The 21768-nt window shown below is 59.3% G+C and carries 21 protein-coding genes; 16 read left to right on the top strand and 5 right to left on the bottom strand.

Annotated elements, in window-relative coordinates; translation table 11 throughout:
• Nucleotides 1-68: 68 nt before the first annotated feature.
• The 4 genes from WC392_09350 (at nucleotide 69) to WC392_09335 (ending at nucleotide 6648) form a co-directional block, all read left to right on the top strand.
• The gene (locus WC392_09350) at nucleotides 69-3170 is read left to right on the top strand and encodes an efflux RND transporter permease subunit (protein ID MFA5242563.1); all 3102 of its coding nucleotides are present in this window, start codon (nucleotides 69-71) and stop codon (nucleotides 3168-3170) included.
• A gap of 80 nt (nucleotides 3171-3250) precedes the next feature.
• Complete coding sequence (locus tag WC392_09345) at nucleotides 3251-3577, top strand: P-II family nitrogen regulator (protein MFA5242562.1); 327 nt, start codon at nucleotides 3251-3253, stop codon at nucleotides 3575-3577.
• Nucleotides 3578-3658: 81 nt separating this feature from the next.
• Nucleotides 3659-6064: an AAA family ATPase gene (locus WC392_09340; GenBank protein ID MFA5242561.1), complete on the top strand. Its 2406-nt coding sequence runs from the start codon at nucleotides 3659-3661 to the stop codon at nucleotides 6062-6064.
• Between the two features lie 176 nt (nucleotides 6065-6240).
• Nucleotides 6241-6648 carry a DUF3301 domain-containing protein gene (locus WC392_09335; protein MFA5242560.1) on the top strand — a complete coding sequence of 136 codons (408 nt, stop codon included), beginning with the start codon at nucleotides 6241-6243 and terminating at the stop codon, nucleotides 6646-6648.
• On the opposite strand, the gene WC392_09330 is transcribed toward WC392_09335, so the two are convergent.
• Nucleotides 6545-6889 (bottom strand): FKBP-type peptidyl-prolyl cis-trans isomerase, encoded by a 345-nt coding sequence (locus WC392_09330; protein ID MFA5242559.1) that lies wholly within the window; start codon nucleotides 6887-6889, stop codon nucleotides 6545-6547. The genes WC392_09335 and WC392_09330 overlap by 104 nt on opposite strands.
• Nucleotides 6890-6981: 92 nt before the next feature.
• Between WC392_09330 and WC392_09325 the strand changes: the two genes are divergently transcribed.
• Genes WC392_09325 through WC392_09305 form a run of 5 tightly spaced genes read left to right on the top strand, consistent with a single transcriptional unit; the run spans nucleotide 6982 to nucleotide 12725 of the window.
• Nucleotides 6982-7746, top strand: coding sequence for a ParA family protein (locus WC392_09325; GenBank protein ID MFA5242558.1), 765 nt, complete (start codon nucleotides 6982-6984; stop codon nucleotides 7744-7746).
• 48 nt (nucleotides 7747-7794) lie between these two features.
• A complete protein-coding gene (locus WC392_09320; protein ID MFA5242557.1) occupies nucleotides 7795-10176 on the top strand; it encodes an EAL domain-containing protein in 2382 nt (793 codons plus the stop codon).
• Complete coding sequence (gene corA / locus WC392_09315; protein ID MFA5242556.1) at nucleotides 10157-11227, top strand: magnesium/cobalt transporter CorA; 1071 nt, start codon at nucleotides 10157-10159, stop codon at nucleotides 11225-11227. Before WC392_09320 ends, corA begins: the two co-directional genes overlap by 20 nt.
• A 2-nt stretch (nucleotides 11228-11229) precedes the next feature.
• Nucleotides 11230-12231 carry a glucokinase gene (locus WC392_09310; GenBank protein ID MFA5242555.1) on the top strand — a complete coding sequence of 334 codons (1002 nt, stop codon included), beginning with the start codon at nucleotides 11230-11232 and terminating at the stop codon, nucleotides 12229-12231.
• Nucleotides 12232-12290: 59 nt separating this feature from the next.
• Complete coding sequence (locus tag WC392_09305) at nucleotides 12291-12725, top strand: SseB family protein (GenBank protein ID MFA5242554.1); 435 nt, start codon at nucleotides 12291-12293, stop codon at nucleotides 12723-12725.
• 22 nt (nucleotides 12726-12747) lie between these two features.
• On the opposite strand, the gene WC392_09300 is transcribed toward WC392_09305, so the two are convergent.
• The 3 genes from WC392_09300 to WC392_09290 all read right to left on the bottom strand — a co-directional run bounded on the left by WC392_09300 (nucleotide 12748) and on the right by WC392_09290 (nucleotide 14623).
• Nucleotides 12748-13350, bottom strand: a complete 603-nt coding sequence (locus tag WC392_09300) for a DUF4202 domain-containing protein (protein ID MFA5242553.1) — start codon at nucleotides 13348-13350, stop codon at nucleotides 12748-12750.
• Nucleotides 13351-13493: 143 nt separating this feature from the next.
• A complete protein-coding gene (locus WC392_09295) occupies nucleotides 13494-13922 on the bottom strand; it encodes a ferritin-like domain-containing protein (protein ID MFA5242552.1) in 429 nt (142 codons plus the stop codon).
• A 98-nt stretch (nucleotides 13923-14020) separates the two neighbouring features.
• Nucleotides 14021-14623 (bottom strand): peroxiredoxin, encoded by a 603-nt coding sequence (locus WC392_09290; protein ID MFA5242551.1) that lies wholly within the window; start codon nucleotides 14621-14623, stop codon nucleotides 14021-14023.
• A 299-nt stretch (nucleotides 14624-14922) separates the two neighbouring features.
• Between WC392_09290 and WC392_09285 the strand changes: the two genes are divergently transcribed.
• Both WC392_09285 and WC392_09280 read left to right on the top strand, forming a co-directional pair.
• On the top strand, nucleotides 14923-17445 hold the full coding sequence (locus WC392_09285) for a glycogen/starch/alpha-glucan phosphorylase (GenBank protein MFA5242550.1): 2523 nt from the start codon (nucleotides 14923-14925) through the stop codon (nucleotides 17443-17445).
• 121 nt (nucleotides 17446-17566) lie between these two features.
• The gene (locus WC392_09280; GenBank protein MFA5242549.1) at nucleotides 17567-17944 is read left to right on the top strand and encodes a disulfide bond formation protein B; all 378 of its coding nucleotides are present in this window, start codon (nucleotides 17567-17569) and stop codon (nucleotides 17942-17944) included.
• Here the strand turns inward: WC392_09280 and WC392_09275 are convergent.
• The gene (locus WC392_09275) at nucleotides 17931-18185 is read right to left on the bottom strand and encodes a hypothetical protein (GenBank protein MFA5242548.1); all 255 of its coding nucleotides are present in this window, start codon (nucleotides 18183-18185) and stop codon (nucleotides 17931-17933) included. The genes WC392_09280 and WC392_09275 overlap by 14 nt on opposite strands.
• Before the next feature lie 73 nt (nucleotides 18186-18258).
• Between WC392_09275 and WC392_09270 the strand changes: the two genes are divergently transcribed.
• The 5 genes from WC392_09270 to moaE all read left to right on the top strand — a co-directional run bounded on the left by WC392_09270 (nucleotide 18259) and on the right by moaE (nucleotide 21585).
• Nucleotides 18259-18993, top strand: a complete 735-nt coding sequence (locus WC392_09270) for a pseudouridine synthase (protein MFA5242547.1) — start codon at nucleotides 18259-18261, stop codon at nucleotides 18991-18993.
• Nucleotides 18994-19154: 161 nt separating this feature from the next.
• Nucleotides 19155-19655 carry a molybdopterin-guanine dinucleotide biosynthesis protein B gene (mobB, locus tag WC392_09265; protein ID MFA5242546.1) on the top strand — a complete coding sequence of 167 codons (501 nt, stop codon included), beginning with the start codon at nucleotides 19155-19157 and terminating at the stop codon, nucleotides 19653-19655.
• Nucleotides 19648-20874, top strand: coding sequence for a gephyrin-like molybdotransferase Glp (gene glp, locus WC392_09260; GenBank protein ID MFA5242545.1), 1227 nt, complete (start codon nucleotides 19648-19650; stop codon nucleotides 20872-20874). Before mobB ends, glp begins: the two co-directional genes overlap by 8 nt.
• 2 nt (nucleotides 20875-20876) lie before the next feature.
• Nucleotides 20877-21131: a molybdopterin converting factor subunit 1 gene (gene moaD / locus WC392_09255; protein MFA5242544.1), complete on the top strand. Its 255-nt coding sequence runs from the start codon at nucleotides 20877-20879 to the stop codon at nucleotides 21129-21131.
• Nucleotides 21132-21135: 4 nt separating this feature from the next.
• Nucleotides 21136-21585, top strand: a complete 450-nt coding sequence (gene moaE / locus WC392_09250; GenBank protein ID MFA5242543.1) for a molybdopterin synthase catalytic subunit MoaE — start codon at nucleotides 21136-21138, stop codon at nucleotides 21583-21585.
• Nucleotides 21586-21768: the final 183 nt, after the last annotated feature.

The raw sequence follows: 21768 nt of genomic DNA, 5'->3' as shown, positions 1-21768 counted from the left end.
GCCTTTGACTTTCCGCCTCACCCCTCACTTTCTCACCCCTCACCCTTACATAACATAAGAGGCAAAATATGCTGGAATCCCTAATACGAGCGGCGCTCAAGCAGCGCCTGGTGCTGGCCGTGGTGGCGGTATGCCTGGTGGTGTTCGGGCTGGACGCGACACGCAAGCTGTCGGTGGATGCCTTCCCGGACGTCACCAACGTCCAGGTGCAGATCGCCACCGAGGCCCGTGGCCGCTCGCCCGAAGAGGTTGAGCGCTTTGTCACCGTGCCGCTGGAAATGGCCATGACCGGCTTGCCGGGGCTGGAGGAGATGCGCTCGCTCAACAAGCCGGGCCTGTCGCTGATCACCCTGGTGTTTACTGACGCCACCGATGTCTATTTTGCGCGCCAGCTGGTGATGGAGCGGCTGATCGAGGTGGGCGGGCGCATGCCGCAGGGCGTGACGCCGACGCTGGGGCCGCTCTCCACCGGTCTGGGCGAGGTGTACCAGTTCACCCTGGAGCGGCCCGACGATGGCGACAAAGTGCTCTCGGTAGAAGAGCTCACCCAGCGCCGCATTGCCCAGGACTGGGTGGTGCGCCCGCTGCTGCGCGGCATTCCCGGCGTGGCGGAGATCAACTCGCAGGGCGGCTATGTCAAGCAGTACCAGGCGCTGGTCAACCCGGACCGCATGCGCCACTACAAGGTCACGCTGCAGGACGTCTATCAGGCGCTGGCCAACAACAATGCCAACTCCGGCGGCGGCGTGCTGCCGCATTATGCCGAGCAGTATCTGATCCGCGGCGTTGGCCTGGTCAAGGATCTCGACGACATCCGCAGCATCGTGCTCAAGGAGCAGGACGGCGTGCCGGTGCTGGTGCGCGACGTGGCGGAAATCAGCATCGGCCACGAGGTACGCTATGGCGCGCTGCTGAAGAACGGCGTCACCGAGTCGGTGGGCGGCATCGTCATGATGATCCGCGCCGGCAACGCCAAGGAGGTGGTGTCGCGCATCAAGGACCGGGTGGCCGAGATCAACGACAAGGGCATGCTGCCCGACGGTCTCAGGATCGTTCCCTACTACGACCGCAGCGAGCTGGTGGATGCCGCGCTCGACACCGTGGTGAAGGTGCTGATCGAGGGCGTGGTGCTGGTGATCATCATCCTGTTCCTGTTCCTCGGCGACGTGCGTTCGTCGCTGGTGGTGGTGGCCAGCCTGATCCTGACGCCGCTGATCACCTTCATGGTGATGAACCATTACGGCCTGTCCGCCAACCTGATGTCGCTGGGCGGCCTGGCCATCGCCACCGGCCTGATCGTGGACGGCGCGGTGGTGGTGGTGGAGAACACTTTTCAGCGCCTGGCCGAGAACAAGGGCAAGGGGGTGAGCCGGGTGCGGGTGGTGCTGGATGCGGCGACGGAAGTGGCCACGCCGGTGATCTTCGGCGTCTCCATCATCATCCTGGTGTTCCTGCCGCTGATGACGCTTGAAGGCATGGAGGGCAAGATGTTCGCTCCGCTCGCCTTCACCATCGCCATCGCGCTGTTCGTGTCGCTGGTGCTGTCGCTCACCCTTACGCCGGTGCTGTGTTCCTACCTGCTGGTGGGCAAGGACGAGCACGACACGCGCCTGGTGGCCCTGGCCAAGAAACCCTACCTGCGCCTGCTCGACTGGGCGCTGGCCAACGGCAAGAAGACCATCCTGGCCGCATCCGCGGTGTTCGTCGGCACTGTCGTGCTTCTGCCCTTCCTCGGCACTGCCTTCATTCCCGAGATGAAGGAAGGTTCGATCGTGCCCGGCATCAACCGCGTGCCCAACATCTCGCTGGAGGAATCCATCAAGCTGGAAATGGAGGCGATGCGCCTGGTGATGCAGGTGCCTGGCGTGAAGACCGCCGTTTCCGGCGTCGGTCGCGGCGAAAGTCCGGCCGACTCGCAGGGGCAGAACGAGTCCACCCCCATCGTCAGCCTCAAACCGCGCAGCGAATGGCCCAAGGGCTGGACCCAGGACGACATCGCCGCGGGCATCCGGGAAAAACTGATGGCCTTACCGGGGGTGCAGGTCGTCATGGCGCAGCCGATCTCCGACCGGGTGGACGAGATGGTCACGGGGGTGCGCTCCGATGTGGCGATCAAGCTGTTCGGCGACGACATGGACCTGCTCAAGCAGAAGGCCGATGCCATCGCCAAGGTGGCCGCCGGCGTCCAGGGCGCGCAGGATCTGAAAGTGGAACGGGTGACCGGGCAGCAGTACCTGTCCATCGAGATCGACCGCCAGGCCATTGCGCGCCACGGTCTCAACGTGTCGGACATCCACGACGTGATCGAGGCCGCCATCGGCGGACGCACCGCCACCGAGATCTACGAGGGCGAGCGCCGCTTCGGCGCGGTGGTGCGCCTGCCGGAGAAATTCCGCGGCGACGTGGAAACCATACGCAGCCTGCTGGTCAATTCTCCCAACGGCGCCATGGTGGCGCTGGAAAATCTGGCTCATATCCGCGTCGCGGACGGGCCGGCCCAGATCAGCCGCGAAAAAGCCAAGCGCCGCATCGTGGTGGGGGTGAACGTGAAGGACCGCGATCTCGGCAGTTTCGTGACCGAGCTGCAACTGGCGGTGGACAGCAAGATCAAGCTGCCGGAAGGCTACTACCTGGAGTGGGGCGGCCAGTTCCAGAATATGGAGCGCGCCATGGGCCACCTGAAGATCATCGTGCCGGTGACCGTGGCGGCGATCTTCTTCCTGCTGTTCCTGCTGTTCGGTTCGCTGCGCTATGCTTCGCTGATCATCCTGGTGCTGCCGTTCGCCTCGATCGGCGGCGTGGTGGCGCTGTTTGTCACCGGCGAATACCTGTCGGTGCCGGCCTCGGTGGGCTTCATCGCCCTGTGGGGAATCGCGGTCCTCAACGGCGTGGTGCTGGTATCCTATATCCGCAGCCTGCGCGACGAGGGCATGAGCCAGGCCGAAGCGGTGTTGCAGGGCTGCAAGCAGCGTTTCCGTCCGGTGCTGATGACCGCCACGGTGGCGATGCTGGGCCTGATCCCCATGCTCTTCGCCAGCGGGCCGGGGTCCGAGGTGCAGCGGCCATTGGCGATCGTGGTGATCGGCGGGCTGATTACCTCCACCCTGCTCACGCTGGTGGTGCTGCCGACGCTGTATAAATGGTTTGAAGAAAAGCCCGTCGAGGCATAGGAGAAGAATGCAGGTTGGGTTAGCGGCTTTATCGCGTAACCCAACAAACCCAATATGTGCGAGTCTCAAGGAGAATAGACATGAAAGAAATCAAGGCCATCATACGGCCAACCCGGCTGCACAAGATTCGCGACGCTTTCCGTACCCTGCCCGGCTTCCCCGGCATGAGCATCTCCCATATAGAGGGGTGCAGCGCCCATGTGGGGGCGGAGCAGCACGACACGCTGAAGGAGGAATTGACCGACTTCACGAAAAAAGTGCGTATCGAAATCGTCGCGCCCGACGAAATGGTTCCGGAAATCGTACGCATCATTCACCACAATGCTCATACCGGCCAAAATGGAGATGGCGTGCTGTGGGTCACCGAAGTGAGCGATTTTATCCGCATGTGTCACTTCGAGGGCTGAGCGCTAAGGTAATATCCGGGGGCATCCTGCATTTTTTTCTGACTCGTGGGACAATGCCGGTTCCACGCAGACAGGTTCGCCATGCCCTCTATCAAGTTGCTTCCGCATCAACTCCGTCTCACCGTCGATCCCGGAGACCTGGGATGTTCTGATACTTCGCTGCTGGTTTCCGAGCCCCTGCCCTGGATTGGCCAGGAGCGTGCCGAGAAGGCAGCGCGCTTCGGCCTGTCGCTGGATCAGCCGGGTTACAACCTGTTCGTGCTGGGCGAAGTGGGCAGCGGGCGCTCCTCGCTGATGGAAGTGGCGATGCGGGAAGCGGCGGCGCTGCGTTCCGTGCCGCCCGACTTGTGTTATCTGCATAATTTCGATTGCCCCGAGCGGCCGCTGGCCTTGCGTCTGCCTGCCGGGCAGGGGCGGGTGCTGCGCGACCTGATGGCTGAACTGGTCAAAAAGCTGCGTTCGGATATCCCCGCACGCCTTTCCGGGCCGGAGTTCAAAACCGATAGCGAAGCCATCCAGAAATCCTTCAAGGACGAGGAATCGCTGGCCTTTGCCGCACTGACGGCCTTTGCCTCGGCCCGGCACTTCACTCTGCAGCGCGAAGAAGCACGCATGATTTTCACCCTTCTGGGAGAAGGCGGACATGCGCTGACCGAGGATGAGGTGCTTTCCCTTTCGCCGGAGCGCAAGACCGAGGTGGATCGTGCCGAGCTGGAATTGCGCGCCGAGATCAGCCGTTTCCTGGAAAAAATGCAGCCCAAGGAGCGGGCTGCAAACGAGGCGGTGGCCCAGCTTAAACGGCGTGTCGTGAAAGCCCTGCTGGAACACGAGATCGGCAGGATTCGCGCCGCCATGAAGCCGCAGATCAAGGATTCCGTCAAGCTGGGCGGTTATCTTGACCGGGTGGGCGAGGATATTCTGAACCAGATCGAGCTGTTTGGCGCGCAAGATGCACAGGACGAGCTGGCTGCCGCGCTGGGGCGCGAGCGCGTGAACCTGATGGTGGATAACGGCGGACTCGGCGGCGCGCCGGTGCTGATCGAGGACAACCCGCTGTTCCGCTCGCTGTTTGGCAGCATCGAATACCAGGTGGAAAACGACGTGCTGATGACGGACTTCTCGCGCATTCGCGCCGGCAGCCTGCTGCGCGCCCATGGCGGTTTCCTGCTGCTGCATCTGCGCGATCTGCTGGGTGATCCGCTGGTGTGGGAGAAGCTGCGCCGTTTTCTGCGCAGCGGGCGCCTGCAGATCGAGGAGCCGGGCACGCAGTATGCGCCCAGCGCCGTGGTGTCGCTGGAGCCGGAATCAGTGGATGTCAGCGTGAAGGTGATCCTGGTCGGCACCCGTGAGCACTATTACGAATTGCAGGAGGAAGACCCGGAATTCGGCCGCCATTTCCGCATCAAGGTCGATTTTGCCGAAAGCTTCAAGGTCTCGACGGCCTCCCGCCGCGCGACGGCGATCTTCGTGGCGCATACCTGCCAGCGCCTGGGGCTGCCGCATTTCACCGCTGCCGCGGTTGCGCGCCTGCTGGAGGAGATGCAGCGCGAAGCGGACGACCAGCGGCGCCAGTACGCGGTATTCGCCTACCTGGAACAGCTGGTGACGGAGAGCGCCGCGCTGGCAGCGGGCGAACTGGTGCAGCGTGAAGAGGTGGAAGCGGCGCTGGCAGCCAGGATTGGCCGTCATGATTATCCCGGCCAGCGCCTGCACGAATCCATCGCGGAAGGCGAATTGCTCATTGCCGTTCAGGGCGAAAGGATAGGGCGCCTCAATGCCTTGACCCAGATCGACCTTGGCGACCATCGCTTCGGTATGCCGGTGGCAGTTTCGGCGCGCACTTTTCCCGGCAAGGAGGGCGTGCTCAATATCGAACGCGAAGTGCAGATGTCCGGCCCCATCCACGACAAGGGCATGTTCATCCTGCAAACCTATTTTGCCGCCTTGTTTGCACACCTCGGGCCGCTATCGGTGAATGGCGCGCTGGTTTTCGAGCAGGAATATCATGGCGTGGAAGGCGATTCCGCCTCCTGCGCCGAACTGTATGCGCTGCTTTCCAGCCTTTCCGGCCTGCCCATCCGGCAGGGGATTGCCGTGACTGGCGCGCTCAACCAGCATGGCGAGGTGCTGCCCATCGGCGGCATGAACGAAAAAATCGAGGGTTTCTTTCGGGTCTGCCAGACTGCTGGTCTGGATGGTAGCCAGGGCGTGATCCTTCCGGCGCGCAATCTTTCCCACCTGATGCTGAATGCGGAAGTGGTGGCGGCAGTGGAACTGGGGCAGTTCCATATTCATGCCATAGAGGATGTGATGGATGGCCTGGAGTTATTGCTGGGCCAGCCAGCCGGCGAACTGGATGAGAGCGGGGGCTACCCGCACAACAGCGTGCTGGGGCAGGTGCAGAAAACCCTGCTTCATTATCGCCGCATCTGTCATTTGTCCGAGCATCCGAAACCGGCGCGCAAGTCGCGCTATGGAGCTTATTAAAAAATGATCCTGAAAAAAGCGGTTAACCACGGAGTTCACGGAGAACACGGAGAAAAAACAATAGATAGCATGATATTTGGCAATCACCTGTTGGGTGAGGTCATAAATTTCCGCAAACTGCCTTTCTCTGTGTTCTCCGTGCCCTCCGTGGTTATCGAACTGAGGTTTTTTGGGTGATGGAGTTATTCCTGATCATATTTTTTCTCGTCCTCGGCTGGTTCTGGATCGACAGCATGGCGGCACGGGAGCAGGCGGAACTGACAGGCAAGCGGGCCTGCCGCGAGGAAGGTGTTCAGTTTCTCGATGATACGGTGGCCTTTTCCGGGCTGGGCTTTGGCCGGGATGGCTGGGGCCACCTCAAGCTCCGCCGCACCTACCGCTTTGAATTTTCAGACACCGGCGATAACCGGCTCAAAGGCATGGTGGTGATGCTGGGGCGCGAGGTGGAAACCCTGGATCTGGAAAAGCGCTTTCTTGAAGTCAAAGCACCTTTAGTAATTCCACCTCAAATACCAATGTGGCGTTGGGAGGGATCACACCACCCGCGCCACGGGCACCGTAACCCAACTGAGGAGGAATCGTGAGCTTGCGCACGCCGCCTTCCTTCATGCCCCGCACGCCTTCATCCCAGCCCTTGATGACATGGCCGGCGCCGAGCGGGAAGGTGAAGGGGTCGTTACGGTCCTTGCTGGAATCGAACTTGCTGCCGTCGGTCAGCCAGCCGGTGTAGTGTACCGATACCATGCGGCCAGCGGTGGCCTCGGTGCCTTCACCCGGCGTGATGTCTTCGTAAATCAGGCCGTTTCCGGTGGTGGTTTCAGACATGAAAATCTCCCTTTGGGATGAAAAAGCGCCCATTATGCCAGAGCGCAGTAATCTTGCCGAACGCGGGCAAAATCCTTTAGGATTCAGGGATCATGACAATTATTGCGGTATTCAATCAAAAGGGCGGAGTCGGCAAGACCACTACCAGCCTTAATCTGGCCGCGGCCCTGGCGCGTGGCGGGCTGGACCCGCTGGCGATCGATCTCGATCCGCAGGCACACCTGACGATTATCGGCGATGTGCCGGTAGCCTCGGGCGCGGACAGCATGTTCGGTTTTTATGCCCAGTCGCGCCCCCTGTCCGATCTGGTGAGAAAATTTCCGCCCGGCGGCAACATCATTCCATCGCACATGGAGTTGTCCAAGGTTGACGCGCTTCACGGCAAGGGGCTGAAATCGGTCATGCGCCTCAAAACCGCGCTTGAGGAAGAAATGCTGGAACAGGAGGGCGCGCCGATCGTGATCGATTGCTGCCCCATGCTCAATGTGCTGTCGCTTAATGCCATTTTTGCTTCGGGCAAGGTGCTGGTGCCGGTCTCGGCGGATTTTCTTTCGGCCAAAGGCGCATTCCAGCTGGAGAGCACGCTCAAGGCACTGGAGCATGTGGTGAAAAAGCGTATCGAGCGCCGCTATGTGGTGACCCGTTACGATGCACGCCGCCGCATGTCTCGTGAAATTACGGAACAATTGCGCGAGCGCTTCGGTAACGAACTATGTACCACCCATATTTCAGAAAATGTCAGCCTGGCGGAAAGCCCCGCCTACAACAAGGATGTTTTTGCCCATGCACCGCATAGCCAGGGAGCGAAGGATTATGATGCCCTGATCACCGAGCTGGCGGCGGCGGGATTCCTCTGATGTTCCGCGCCAGATTGTTCTCTCTGACCGGTGTTTAAGCAGTAGCCAGTGCTTAAAAAGAATTCAAAATTCATCATCGCTTTCGGTTTTGGCGTTGCGGTGGCGCTGATGCTGACGCTCACCTTTATCGGTATTTCCCGCATGTATGCCATCAAGGGCGAACTGGAATCCATTGTGAACAAGCACAATGTCCAGACCGAGCTGGTGTCCACCATGCGCACCGTGGCGCGCGAGCGGGTGATCAACCTGTATGCCATGACCATGCTGGAAGATCCGTTTGAAAAAGATGAGGCTTACCAGCGCTACAAGTCACTGGCCAATGAGTTTGTAAAGGCGCGCGCGCAGCTTGAGGAGATGCCGCTCGGCCCGGTGGAACGCGAAGCGCTGCGCGATACCCTGCGGCTGATCGGCCAGGCTTCAAAATCCCAGGAAGAAGTGGAACTTTTCGTTGCGCAGGGAGAAATTGCCAGCGCGAATCGCACCTTGCTGCAGAAAGTCATTCCGGTGCAGGGTGAGATTTTCAAGTTGTATTCCCGTTTGATCGACATGCAGCGCGGTTTGGCACGTCAGGCCGTTTCATCCGCCGATGAGGAATTCCGTTTTGCCACGCTGTTCATGTTGCTGAGCGGAGCGACCGCAGTGGTGCTGGCACTGTGGATCGCATCCTACGTTATCGGACGCACGCGGGCGATCGAGGATGCGCTGTTTCAGGAAAAGGAATTGGCGCAGGTCACGCTGCATTCGATCGGCGATGCGGTCATTACTACCAACAGCCAGGGGCAGGTTGATTATCTGAATACCGTGGCCGAGACCCTGACCGGCTGGCCGCTTGCGGAGGCACGTGGCAAATCGCTGCGCGAAGTGTTTTACGTGCTGGATGAGGCGACGCGCGAGCAGATTTCGCACCTTGCCAGCTATACCCTGCCGGACGGTCAGGCCGTTGGGTTGAAAAGCCATTCCCTGCTGGTGCGGCGTGGCGATAGACATGAGTTCGTGATCGAGGATCGTCTGTCGCCGATCTGCAACCGTACCGGAGAAGTGATCGGTGTGGTGGTGGTGTTCCACGATGTATCCCAGGCACGCCAGATGGCCAATCAGCTGTCCTGGCAGGCAAGCCATGACGCCCTGACCGGGCTGGCCAACCGGCGCGAATTCGAGCGTCTGCTAAATGGCCTGATCGATAGCGCCGCGATCGATGGAAAGCATCATGCCGTGCTGTTCATGGATCTGGACCAGTTCAAGGTGGTTAACGATACTTGCGGTCACATGGCCGGCGACGAATTGCTGCGCCAGCTGGTATCCGTGTTCATAGGGCGTGGCCGTGAATCGGACGTGGTGGCGCGCCTGGGTGGCGACGAGTTCGGCATGCTGCTTTACAATTGCGCGCTCGAACCGGCGCTGCGCCTTGCCAATGAGGTGCGCGAGGGGGTGCAGAAGTTCCGCTTTATCTGGCAGGACAAGGTCTTTGAAGTGGGTGTCAGTATCGGCCTGGTGGAGGTGAATTCTTCCAGCGGCGACCTTGCCGCTGTGATGAGCAATGCGGATGCCGCTTGTTACGCCGCCAAGGAAGGGGGGCGCAATCGCGTCCATGCCTACCTGGAAAATGATACCGAACTGGCCCGGCGCCATGGTGAAATGCAGTGGATTTCACGCATCACCAAGGCTTTCGAAGAGGATCGTTTCCGCCTTTATTTTCAGGAAATTGTTGCGGTGTCGCAGCGCCGGCGGGACCAGCAGCACTTCGAGGTGCTGCTGCGCATGGTGGATGAGAAGGGCAAGGTCATTCCGCCCGGGGTCTTCATTCCCGCAGCCGAACGTTATAACCTGATGCCGACCGTGGATCGCTGGGTGATTCGCACCCTGTTCCGATCCCGTGGCGAGGCGTGGCGGCGTTTGTGGCAGGAATGCAAGGGCAGGAATGAGCCATTCCCGATTCTGTGCGCGGTGAATCTCTCCGCCACCAGCCTTAACGATGAGATGTTCCCGGATTTTCTCAAGGAGCAGCTCGAGCATTACGGTATGCCCCCTCAGGCACTGTGTCTGGAAATCACCGAAACTTCCGCCATTGCCAATCTTGGAAAAGTCTCGCAGTTCATGCGCGAACTTTCCAGCCTGGGCTGCCGTTTTGCACTCGATGATTTCGGCAGCGGCATGTCGTCTTTTGCCTATCTCAGGGATCTCCCGGTTCACTATCTGAAAATTGATGGTGCTTTCGTGCGGGACATGGATCAGAACCTGATCAATCATGCCATGGTGGAGGCGATTGCCCGCATCGCCGGCGTGATGGGTATCGAGACCGTGGCGGAGTTTGTCGAGGACCCTGAACTGATCGAGAAGCTGGCGGTGCTGGGGGTGGATTACGCCCAGGGCTACGGAATCCATATGCCGGCACCAATGGAGGGTATGCACTATGGCTCGATACGCACTTAAAAAACGTTCGAAAAAGGCAGGCTTGCCGCCTGGCACCCTGGTCCATATCGGGGAGAAAAAAACCAGCGCCATATCGGTTTCAGTGCTGGATTACGATGAGCAAAATTGCAGCGAAGCCACTTTGACCGATCTCGATCAGTGCATCAGCTTGCGCAACAAGCCGAGCGTAAGCTGGGTCGATATCGAAGGGGTGCATGACATTCAGGCACTGGAAAAAATCGGCCTCTGTTTCGGCCTGCATCCGCTGGTGATGGAGGATATCCTCAATACCGACCAGCGTCCCAAGATCGAGGATTACGGCGACTATCTGTATATCGTGCTGCGCATGCTGAGTCATGAAAAGGAGAGCGGTGAAATCAGTTCCGAGCAGGTGAGCCTGATCCTGGGCGAAAATTTCGTGCTTTCCATCCAGGAAGGGGCCAAGGGCGATGTGTTCGAGCCGGTGCGCACCCGCATCCGCAGCGCTAAGGGGCAGACGCGCAAGCTGGGCGCGGATTATCTCGTCTATTCGCTGATCGACGCAGTGGTGGACAATTATTTCATCATTCTGGAAACAATCGGCGAGCGTGTCGAATTGCTGGAAGAAACCCTGATCAGCGACCCCGGTCCGGAAACCTTGCACCTGATCCACAACCTGAAACGCGAGATGATCTACCTGCGCAAATCGGTATGGCCCCTGCGCGAAGTGGTGAGCGGCATGCAGCGCCGTGATTCGGCCCTGATTCGCGAGGAAACCGGTTACTACCTGCGGGATATATACGATCACACCATTCAGGTGATTGACACCGTCGAGACTTTCCGCGACATGCTTTCCGGCATGCTGGATATTTATCTCTCCAGCATCAGCAACCGCACCAACGCCGTGATGAAGGTGCTCACCGTGATTGCGACCATTTTCATCCCGCTGACCTGGATTGCCGGGGTGTATGGCATGAATTTCAAAAATATGCCGGAGTTGGAGTGGCAATACGGCTATCTGCTGTCCTGGATCGTGATGATGGGTGTCGCGCTGGGCATGGTGGTGTATTTCAAGAAAAAGAAATGGTGGTAGGCGTGGAAAGACTGATCCTGGCAGGGGATATTGGCGGCACCAAAACGCTGCTGCAACTGGCGGCGGTGCGGCAGGGTGCTTTTCACGTCATCTGCGAGCGCCGCTTCGACAGTGCCGCCCATGCTGATTTCAGCTCGCTGCTGGGGGAATTCATGCGCACGGCGGCGCTTCATGCCGCCGACGCGCGGCCGGTGGATGCGGCCTGTTTCGGCGTGGCCGGCCCGATTCATGGGCAAGGCGCAAAAGTCACCAACCTCGCCTGGACGATCCACGCAGACGCGGTGGGCGCCGAATTCGGCATTGCCGATGTCAGACTGATCAATGATTTTACTGCCGTGGGCTGTGGGATCGAGGCGCTGCAGGAAGGTGACGTGACCGCTCTGCAGGAAGGGGTGCCCGAACTGCGCGGCACGCGCGCCGTGCTGGGCGCCGGAACCGGCCTGGGCGAGGGCATTCTGGTGTGGCGGGACGGCCACTATCAGGCCTTGCCTTCCGAAGGGGGGCACGTGGATTTTGCGCCTGCCGATGAAGAGCAGGACGGTCTTTTGCGTTACCTGCGGCCCATTTTTGGCCATGTTTCCTATGAGCGCATTCTCTCGGGGGATGGCCTGGTGAAGATTTTTGAATATCTGGCCGGGAGCGGGCTGGAAACAGCCACGGCCGCACTGCGCCGGGCCATGCTGGAGTGCGACCCGGCGGCAGCCATTTCTGAATTCGGGATCGCGGGCCGCGACCCCGCGGCCGTTCGGGCGCTCGACATGTTTGCCGCCATCTACGGGGCGCAGGCCGGCAACCTGGCGCTCACCACGCTGGCCAGGGGTGGCGTTTACGTGGCGGGTGGCATCGCGCCCAAAATCATGGCCAAACTCAATGGCGGCGGCTTCGTGCGTGCCTTCAACGACAAGGGGCGTTTTTCAGGCTTGATGCAGAGCATTCCGCTGCGCGTGGTCATGAATCCGAAAGTGGGATTGATGGGCGCGGCGCTGGTGGCAAGCAGATTATAGGTGGGTTGACGGCGCTGGCAGGTTAGAATGCGGCCTGATGCGAATTGCGGAGAAACAACATGAGTGACGAGATTTTTGAGCCCAAGAACGATCTTGAGCAGAAGCTGCTGGCAGCGGCGAATGGTGAGCTGGATGTGGATGATCTGATCGGCGGCTTGCTGGATGATCAGGTGTTCATGCCGGTGGAAGATGAAGAATCAGGTATCCAGGGTTTTCAGCGCTCCGTTCATGCCCGCCCGCTGGTGGTGCAGGCTGAGGAAGGGGTCCATGTGCTGGTACTGTTCAGCAGTCCGGAGCGGGCCAAGGTGGTGATGGAAGAATTTCCCAGGTTCGGCGGCGGCTTGCTGGCAGATTTTCGCTGGGTTCTGGAGCACATCGATGCGGGTGCCGGCGTGACCATCAATCCGGGCTGGGATGTGGGAATCGATCTCGATACCGAAACCGTGGCGGCCTTGTCTCAGCAGTTGGCCGAGGAAAAAGCCCAGTTGCACTAAATCTCCGCAGGCGGGGGGGGAATCAGTTCAGTGCTTTCTGCACCACCGCCAGCATTTCTGGCGTGAAATCGAGTTTCAGCGCTGCTTCATGGCCTTTTTCAGACATTTTTTTCCACGTCTTGCGCACGATGTCGAGCAGCTTCTCCTCATCGTACTGGCTGCTGTATTTCTGCACAAAAGCTTCCAGATAATGCTGCAGGAAAGTCAGATCCACCACGTCCTCGAGTAGCTGGGTTTCCGGATTGAGCTTGAGTTTTTCCTTGCGCAACAGGGATTGGAGCCTGGCTATCGTGTCCTCGTCATAGCCCGCTTCCCGCATGATGGCGCCGGCGGTCTCGCCGTGAAATTTGTACAGATAAGTGCGCCATTGATAGTAGCCGGGCTTGTCCATCGGGTAGTCTGCGCGCGGAACTTTCCAGCGGCAGATGTGCTGGGCGCGCACGGCCAGCTGGACATGTTCTGGCGCGTCAGGGGCGAAATGCTTGAGCATGTCGCTCATGCGCTGGGAGTAGAGCAGCTCCTTGGGGTATTCCTTGCCTTCAAACACTTCCTTGTTGGGGTCTTGCGCATTCGCGGCGTCAAACCTGGCTATGGTCAGGTCAAAGCGGGCATTATCAGAAATCATTTTGCTTATCCTTGATATGGGTCAAGACAATATAAAGATATATTACCATTTTCTGATGGAGGCGGTTTTGCTGAAATCAAGGACGAGAAGAGGGAAGTGAGGGTCCGGCATCCGGAGTGAATGCCGGGGATCCCTGAGGAGGTTTACTTGTTGACGATGGCGTTCGACAGGTCGCGCTTGTGTTCTTCTTCCTGAATCAGGATGTCTTCCAGCACGCGGCGCAGGCCATATTCCCTGAGTTCTTCGGCCTGGGCGATGCGTTCCTTGTAACGCTTGATGGCATTGTCCTCGCCCCACAGATCCTGTTTCAGCATTTCCTTGCTGTCGCTGGAGATCTCGCGCTTCTCGACATTGACGGTCGGTACGCCGCCGAGAAAATCGATTTGCTCGGACAGCATCACGGCATGCTGCATTTCTTCCTGTGAGTGGATAATCAGCTCCTTCTGGATCGAATCATACTGTGCACCGCTGATCGCAGCGGCGTGCTGCACGTACTGCACCGCCGCCGCATATTCCCATTCCAGATCCTTGTTCAGTTCCTCGATCAGTTTCTTCTTGGTGATTTTCATCATCGTTCTCCTTGCGGGTTATGAAAATACTCTCTTCAGAAGCAAAAAAGCCGCCTGGGGATCAACTCCCTGGCGGCTTTCGCGAGGCGAAAACTAGAGACTTACAGTTCGCCGGCGTGCTTTGCCAGGTACTCTGCCACGCCCTTGGTGTCGGCCTTCATGCCGGCCTTGCCCTTGTTCCAGCCAGCCGGGCAGACTTCGCCGTGCTGTTCGGTGAATTGCAGTGCATCAACCATGCGCAGCATTTCGTCGATGTCACGGCCCAGCGGCAGGTCGTTCACTATCTGGTGGCGAACCACGCCGCTCTTGTCGATCAGGAAGGAGCCGCGGAAGGCGACACCGGCATCGGCTTCGACATCATAGGCCTTGCAGATTTCATGCTTGATGTCGGCAACCAGCGGGTACTGGACCTGACCGATGCCGCCATTGTTGATGGCCGTATTTTTCCATGCCAGGTGGCTGAAGTGGGAGTCAATGGAGACGCCGATCACTTCCACGTTGCGGTCCTGGAATTCCTTCAGGCGGTGATCAAAGGCGATCAGTTCGGAAGGGCACACGAAAGTGAAGTCGAGCGGATAGAAAAAGATCACCGCGTACTTGTTCTTGATGTGGGTCTTGAGGTTGAAGCCTTCTTCGATGCTGTTATTGCCCATTACCGCCGCGGCGGTGAAATCGGGAGCGGCCTTGCCAACGAGAACTGCCATGATGATTCCTTTCTGGTTATTGACGAAGTGAAAAGCTGCCACGATTTTAGGGCGCAGCCTTAATTTGCTTGCCTGAATACTTCAAGTTTGAAAGCCTATTATATTTAGACTTAGTCCAGAGTGCAACTGAACATTCTTTTGCGGAGAAGGAGTGGCGCTTTCAGATTCGCTATCAGTAGGTAATCTAAGTTAAAATTAAGGGTGTTTGATTGCAGATTTTCTGCCTATCGTATTTTGCTGGAACGGATGGTACGGATGGCAAAGCCATCTTCAACCACGTATTCAAGAAAGAGACCCCCATGATCCAATGCTCGCAGACTGACCTGACCAGTACCCCTTATCCTCTTTTAGTCAATTTGCCGCCTTTGGGCATGGATGCCGGGAGCCTGGCACTGGACTTTCGTCAATATTTCAATCACACACTTGGCCGCGACCAGCATGGAACCCCGCCACACTGTTTCTATACCGCGCTGGCCATGACCCTGCGCGACCGCCTGGTCGAGCGCTGGAAGGCAACCGATGCCGCTTATGATGCCAGCGGCTGCAAGCGTACTTATTACCTGTCCATGGAATTCCTGATGGGACGGGCCTTGTCCAACTCGGTACTTAACCTCAGCATCGCCGATGAGGCAATGAAGGCGCTCAGCCAGCTTGGATTGCTGATGGAGGAGGTGGCGGACGAGGAGCACGATGCCGGCCTTGGCAATGGTGGTCTGGGGCGGCTTGCAGCCTGTTTTCTGGATAGTTGCGCCACCCTGCAACTGCCGGTGATGGGTTATGGTATCCGCTACGAATACGGCATGTTCCGCCAGCATATCGAGAATGGCTATCAGCTGGAGGAGCCGGACCACTGGCTGCGTAATGGCAACCCCTGGGAGCTGGAGCGGCCCGAGTTTACGCAGCGCATTCATTTTGGCGGGCACTGTGATTATTACCAGGACCAGGACGACCGGATGAGGGTGCGCTGGCTGGATACCCATGACGTGCTGGCCGTGCCTTATGACGTTCCGGTGCCGGGTTTTCAGAATGGCACCGTGAATACCCTGCGCCTGTGGAAATCCGCAGCCACGGACGAATTCGACCTGGGCGAGTTCAACGCCGGCAGCTATCCCGAAGCCGTGGCGGCCAAGAATGCCGCCGAGCACATCACCATGGTGCTCTACCCCAATGATACGAGCGAGAATGGCAAGGAATTGCGCCTGCGCCAGCAATATTTCCTGGCATCGGCCAGCCTGCAGGATGTGCTGCATCGCTGGGTGCGCGATCACGGCGAGGACTTCAGCCGGTTTGCCGAGTTGAACTGCTTCCAGCTCAACGATACGCATCCCACCTGTTCCGTGGCGGAACTGATGCGCCTCCTGATGGATGAATATGGCATGGATTGGGATGAGGCCTGGAGCATCACTTCCCGCACCATGGCATACACCAATCACACCCTGCTGCCGGAAGCGCTGGAAAAATGGCCGGTGCGCCTGTTCCGCTCGTTGCTGCCGCGCCTGCTGGACATTATTTATGAAATCAACCGGCGCTTCCTGAATGAGGTGTCCCTGCGCTGGCCGGGTGACAGCAAGCGTTTGGCGCGCATGTCCATCATCGAGGATGGACATGAAGCCCAGGTGCGCATGGCTTATCTGGCCGTGGTGGCCGGTTTCTCGGTCAACGGCGTGGCTGCGCTGCACTCCGAGCTGCTGCAACAGGATCTGTTCCGTGATTTCTTTGAACTCTGGCCGGCCAAGTTCAACAACAAGACCAATGGCGTCACGCAGCGCCGCTGGCTGGCATCGAGCAATCCCGCCCTGAGTCAGCTGATTACCGACACCATAGGCGATGGCTGGGCGACCGATCTGCAGCAGTTGCGCAAACTGATCCCGTTTTCCGACAACCCTGCTTTTCGCGCTCGCTGGCGCGAAGTGAAACTGGCAAACAAGGTGCGCCTGGCAGCGCTGGTGCAGGCCGATTGTGGTGTGAATTTTGATGTCGATGCCCTGTTCGATGTGCAGGTCAAACGCATTCACGAATACAAGCGCCAGTTGCTCAACATCCTGCATGTGATTCATCTTTACGACCGCATCAAGCGCGGCGATACGGCAAACTGGACGCCGCGCTGCGTGCTGATCGGCGGCAAGGCGGCACCGGGTTATGCGATGGCCAAAACCATCATCAAGCTGGCTTGCAGCGTGGCGCAGGTGGTCAATGACGATCCGGCTTGTGATGGCCTGCTCAAAGTCGCTTATTTGCCGGATTACCGCGTGACGGTGATGGAAGTGATTTCTCCGGGCACGGACCTGTCGGAGCAGATTTCGACTGCCGGCAAAGAAGCCTCCGGTACCGGCAACATGAAATTCATGATCAATGGCGCGCTGACCATCGGTACGCTGGACGGCGCCAATATCGAGATTCGCGAAGAGGCCGGGGTGGATAATTTTTTCCTTTTCGGCATGACCGCCGCCGAAGTCGAAGCCCGCCGCCGTGATTACAACCCGCTTGCACTGATTGAAGCAGACAAGGATTTGCAACGTGTGCTCCAACTGATTTCGGCCAATCATTTCAATGCCGCCGAGCCGGGCATTTTTGACGGCATCATCCGTTCGCTCACCGGGCATGGCGATTACTGGATGATCCTGGCGGACTTCAGGAGCTATGTCGAGGCGCAGAAACGTGCTGCCAAGGCCTACCTCGACCAGGAGCGCTGGACGCGCATGAGCATCATCAACAGCGCAAGCAGCGGAAAATTCTCCAGTGACCGCACCATTCATGAGTACAACTGGGATATCTGGCATCTGACGCCAATCGCGGCGCTACCCGTGGGCAGCAAGGCATGATTCTTCCCTTTCGCGCCATGTTCCTGGCCGTCCTGGTGTGCTGCCTGGGCTTGCTTGGAATCGGCCTCTATCTCCAGCATGGACTGAAGCTGGAACCTGCCCGCTGTGTATCCTGCAGCGCGTGGCGTTTGTTGCGATCGGCATGACGGCGATGCTGGCCTTTCTGCACAATCCGGGCGCCATGGCCAGGAAATTTTATGGCCTGCTGATGATCCTGTTTTCGCTTGCCGGCGCAGCGGTGGCCGGGCGCAATCTGTGGCTGCAAAGTTTGCCGCCGGACAGAGTGCCGGAATGCGGGCCGGGACTGGATTACATGCTTGAGGCTTTCCCCTTGAGCAAGGCATTGCCCATGGTTTTTCAGGGTTCCGGCGAGTGCGCCAAGGTGGAATGGAGCATGCTCGGGCTGTCCATTCCAGCGTGGGCGCTGGGGTGGTTCGCGCTGTTTTTCCTGGCGGGTCTGGCCGCGCTGCTACTGCGCGAACGGGTCAGAGGTCGTTGATGACCGCGGCCAGCGTTTCGCTATTGATTTCGCGTCCTTCCTTGGCGGCTTCGAGAATCTTGACCACTTCGCGCGCCTCGGCGAGACTGGTGCAGGAGTAAATCTCCGACCCGCTGAACTGCTTGCGGAACAGTTCGATTGCGCGCTGGTGGGAATGGGTCAGTACCGCCACGGCATGAACTTCGGGTTTGTAGCCATACTGCAGGCCGGTAACCAGGTAGGCTTGATGCTCTTCAACCATTTGTGCCGCCTTTATCTCAGAAAGACGAACAATTTATTGAGTTTTTGTTACAGCAGCGTGACAGAGAAATAATATGACCGAACCCCTCAGACTTTCCAAGCTCATGTCCCAGCTCGGGCTGTGCTCGCGCCGAGAGGCCGATTCCTATATCGAGCGCGGTCTGGTGTTCGTTGATGGCGTCAAGGTCACGGAGCTTGGCACCAAGGTGCTGCCAACGCAGACTGTGACACTGGGCCATGGCGCCAAAACCCAGCAGGCCAGCCGTGTCACCATCCTGTTGCACAAGCCGGTGGGTTATGTTTCCGCCCAGCCGGAAAAGGGCCACAAGGCCGCTGCCAGCCTGATCACCAGGGACAGCCGCTTCAAGGACGACCCCTCGCCGCAGCAGTTCGACCCCTCGCAGTTGTTCGGCCTGGCGCCGGCGGGGCGGCTGGATATCGATTCGCAGGGGCTGCTGGTGCTGACCCAGGATGGCCGTATCGCCAAGCAATTGATCGGCGAAGATTCCGGCATCGAGAAGGAATACCTGGTGCGGGTGCAGGGCAAGCTCGATGAAAACGGCCTGAAGCTGCTGAATTACGGCCTCAGCCTGGATGGCAAGCCGCTCAAGCTGGCGCGGGTGAGCTGGCAGAATGCCGACCAGCTGCGCTTTATCCTCAAGGAAGGAAAAAAGCGCCAGATTCGCCGCATGTGCGAGCTGGTGGAGCTTAAAGTGGTCGGCCTCAAGCGCGTGCGCATCGGCAAGGTCAAGCTGGGCGATTTGCCGCCGGGACAGTGGCGCTACCTGGGGGAAGGGGAGGTGTTTTGAATCCGGAAAAAACGAATAACCACGGAGTTCACGGAGCGCACGGAGAAAAGCAGTCTGTGACCATTTCTGCCGTTGCCTGTCATGGTGAGCGGCAATAATGTGTGATTCGTTTTTTCCTCCGTGTTCTCCGTGAACTCCGTGGTTAAATCGAGGTTTTTACGATGAAAGTATTCGGCCTTGCCGGCTGGTCGGGCAGCGGCAAAACCACCCTGCTGGAAAAATTGATCCCGCTTCTGGTCATGCGCGGCATCCGGGTCTCCACCCTCAAGCAGACCCATCACGACGTCGATCTCGACCAGCCCGGCAAGGACTCCCATCGCCATCGCGCCGCCGGCGCCAGTGAGGTGCTGCTGACTTCGTCTGCTCGCTGGGCCTTGCTCCATGAGCTGCGCGATGAGGCCGAACCCACGCTGGCTCAGCACCTGGCGCGGCTTTCTCCCTGCGATCTGGCACTGGTCGAGGGTTTCAAGCAGGAAGCCATTCCCAAGCTGGAAATTTACCGTCCGGCCAACGGCAAGCCATTGCTGTATCCACAAGACCCTCATATCATCGCGATTGCCAGCGATGTGGCGGTCGAGGCTCCTTTGCCGTCACTTGATCTCAACGATCCGGCCGCAGTTGCCGGTTTTATTTTGCGCCATCTGGAATTGAACAATGAGTGAAATCAAGAAAATGCTGAGTGCCGACGAGGCGCTCGAATTGCTGTTGAGCCATGCCCGCCCCATTGCCGAAACGGAGCGCATTCACACCACCCACGCGCTGGGCCGGGTGCTGGCAAAGCCGCTGGTTTCCAGCGTGACTGTGCCACCGCTCGACAACAGCGCCATGGACGGTTATGCCATGGCCTGCGCCAGTCTGAATCCGGCCGGTGAAACCCGTCTCAGGGTTTCCCAGCGCATTCCCGCTGGTAGCGTGGGGCATGCGCTGGAGCAGGGTAGCGCGGCACGCATCTTCACTGGCGCGCCAGTGCCGCCCGGCGCGGATGCCGTGGTGATGCAGGAGAACTGTACGGTGGATGGGGATGAGGTAATCGTCCGCATCATGCCCAGGCCGGGGGAGAATATCCGCCGTGCCGGCGAGGATATTGCCGCCGGCAGCGAGGTATTGCCTGCCGGAGTCCGGATTCGCCCGCAGGAGATGGGGCTGATTGCCTCGATCGGGCTGGCCGATGTGCTGGTTTACCGCAAGCTGCGCGTGGCGCTGTTCTTCACCGGCGACGAGATCGTCATGCCGGGCGAGCCGCTGGAAGAAGGCGAAATCTACAACTCCAACCGCTACACTCTGCTCGGCCTGCTCGAAGGCATGGGCTGCCGCGTGGCGGATTACGGCATCGTGCCTGACAGTCTGGCGGCCACGGTGGAGGTGCTCAAACAGGCCTGGCACGAAGCGGACCTGATCGTGACCAGCGGCGGCGTGTCGGTGGGGGAAGAAGACCACGTCAAGGCGGCGGTGGAAAGCCTGGGCAGTCTCGACATGTGGAAAGTGGCAATGAAACCAGGCAAACCCATTGCCCATGGCACGGTTCAGGGCACGCCCTTCATCGGCCTGCCGGGCAACCCGGTTTCGGCTTTCGCGACCTTCTGCCTGTTCGTGCGCCCCTACATCCTGCGCTGCCAGGGCGTGGAAAAAACAACGCCGCGCAGCTACCAGTTGCCCGCGGCCTTTGACTGGAGCAAGCCCGGTCCGCGCCGCGAATTCGTTCGCGCCCGCCTGGAACCGCAGGCGGACGGCGCGCCGGGCATCGCCATTTACCCCAACCAGGGTTCCGGTGTGCTGACCTCGGCGGTATGGGGCGAGGGGCTGGCGGAAATCCACGAGGGCACCACCGTGGCGCGCGGCGACTTGATCAAGTTCACTCCCTTTAGCGAATTGCTGGGTTAGCCATGGTTACACTACTTTATTTTGCCCGTCTGCGCGAAGCGCTGGGCGTGTCATCCGAGCAGATCGATTTGCCGCCGGAGGTGCGGGATGTCGCCAGCCTGACGGCCTGGCTGCGCACGCGCGGTGGTGCCTGGGAGGCTGAACTGGCCGCGGGGCGGGCGTTCCGCATTGCGGTGAACCAGGACATGGCCGATGGCGCAAGCGTGATCCGGGATGGCGACGAAATCGCCATTTTTCCGCCGGTCACCGGGGGCTGACGAAATGGCTATCCGGGTGCAGCAGGAAGACTTCGACCTCGGCGCGGAACTGCTCGCGCTGCGTCAGGGCAATCCGAAAATCGGCGCCATTGCCAGCTTTCTCGGCCTGGTGCGCGACATCAACGAGGGCGACGCGGTGGCCGGCATGAGCCTGGAGCATTATCCGGGCATGACGGAAAAGGCGCTGGAGCGCATCGTCGAACAGGCCAGAACGCGCTGGGACATCTTCGATGCCCTGGTGATTCACCGCGTTGGCGATCTCAAGCCCACCGACCAGATCGTCCTGGTGGCCGTGAGCGGCGCGCATCGCGGCGAGGCATTCGCCGCCTGCGAATTCATCATGGATTACCTCAAGACCGAGGCGCCGTTCTGGAAGCGCGAGCAAACGCCATCCGGCGCCCGCTGGGTGGATGCGCGTGAAAGCGACGAGCAGGCAAAAGAGCGCTGGCGCTGATCCAGGGGCTATCTCAGGCCTGATTTGCCCTGAAAACCTCAGTTCTACAACCACGGAGGGCACGGAGAGCACGGAGAAAGGCTGTTTGCGAAAAATTTATGGCCTTACCCAAGGGGTGAATGCCAAATCTCATGCAATCTATGGTTCTTGCTCCGTGTGCTCCGTGAACTCCGTGGTTAGCTG

Source organism: Sulfuricella sp., from assembly GCA_041651995.1.
In the GTDB taxonomy this organism is placed as follows: domain Bacteria; phylum Pseudomonadota; class Gammaproteobacteria; order Burkholderiales; family Sulfuricellaceae; genus Sulfurimicrobium.
This window is presented reverse-complemented; position numbering and strand designations above follow the sequence as displayed.

Excerpts from the sequence above, each read along its gene's own strand:
- WC392_09325 (MFA5242558.1), top strand. The coding sequence starts at position 6,982 with ATGACAATTATTGCGGTATTCAATCAAAAGGGCGGAGTCGGCAAGACC.
- WC392_09340 (MFA5242561.1), top strand. The coding sequence starts at position 3,659 with ATGCCCTCTATCAAGTTGCTTCCGCATCAACTCCGTCTCACCGTCGAT.
- WC392_09295 (MFA5242552.1), bottom strand. The coding sequence starts at position 13,922 with ATGATGAAAATCACCAAGAAGAAACTGATCGAGGAACTGAACAAGGAT.
- WC392_09270 (MFA5242547.1), top strand. The coding sequence starts at position 18,259 with ATGACCGAACCCCTCAGACTTTCCAAGCTCATGTCCCAGCTCGGGCTG.
- WC392_09290 (MFA5242551.1), bottom strand. The coding sequence starts at position 14,623 with ATGGCAGTTCTCGTTGGCAAGGCCGCTCCCGATTTCACCGCCGCGGCG.
- corA (MFA5242556.1), top strand. The coding sequence starts at position 10,157 with ATGGCTCGATACGCACTTAAAAAACGTTCGAAAAAGGCAGGCTTGCCG.
- glp (MFA5242545.1), top strand. The coding sequence starts at position 19,648 with ATGAGTGAAATCAAGAAAATGCTGAGTGCCGACGAGGCGCTCGAATTG.
- WC392_09300 (MFA5242553.1), bottom strand. The coding sequence starts at position 13,350 with ATGATTTCTGATAATGCCCGCTTTGACCTGACCATAGCCAGGTTTGAC.
- moaD (MFA5242544.1), top strand. The coding sequence starts at position 20,877 with ATGGTTACACTACTTTATTTTGCCCGTCTGCGCGAAGCGCTGGGCGTG.
- WC392_09335 (MFA5242560.1), top strand. The coding sequence starts at position 6,241 with ATGGAGTTATTCCTGATCATATTTTTTCTCGTCCTCGGCTGGTTCTGG.
- WC392_09350 (MFA5242563.1), top strand. The coding sequence starts at position 69 with ATGCTGGAATCCCTAATACGAGCGGCGCTCAAGCAGCGCCTGGTGCTG.
- WC392_09330 (MFA5242559.1), bottom strand. The coding sequence starts at position 6,889 with ATGTCTGAAACCACCACCGGAAACGGCCTGATTTACGAAGACATCACG.
- WC392_09305 (MFA5242554.1), top strand. The coding sequence starts at position 12,291 with ATGAGTGACGAGATTTTTGAGCCCAAGAACGATCTTGAGCAGAAGCTG.
- WC392_09285 (MFA5242550.1), top strand. The coding sequence starts at position 14,923 with ATGATCCAATGCTCGCAGACTGACCTGACCAGTACCCCTTATCCTCTT.
- mobB (MFA5242546.1), top strand. The coding sequence starts at position 19,155 with ATGAAAGTATTCGGCCTTGCCGGCTGGTCGGGCAGCGGCAAAACCACC.
- WC392_09345 (MFA5242562.1), top strand. The coding sequence starts at position 3,251 with ATGAAAGAAATCAAGGCCATCATACGGCCAACCCGGCTGCACAAGATT.
- moaE (MFA5242543.1), top strand. The coding sequence starts at position 21,136 with ATGGCTATCCGGGTGCAGCAGGAAGACTTCGACCTCGGCGCGGAACTG.
- WC392_09275 (MFA5242548.1), bottom strand. The coding sequence starts at position 18,185 with ATGGTTGAAGAGCATCAAGCCTACCTGGTTACCGGCCTGCAGTATGGC.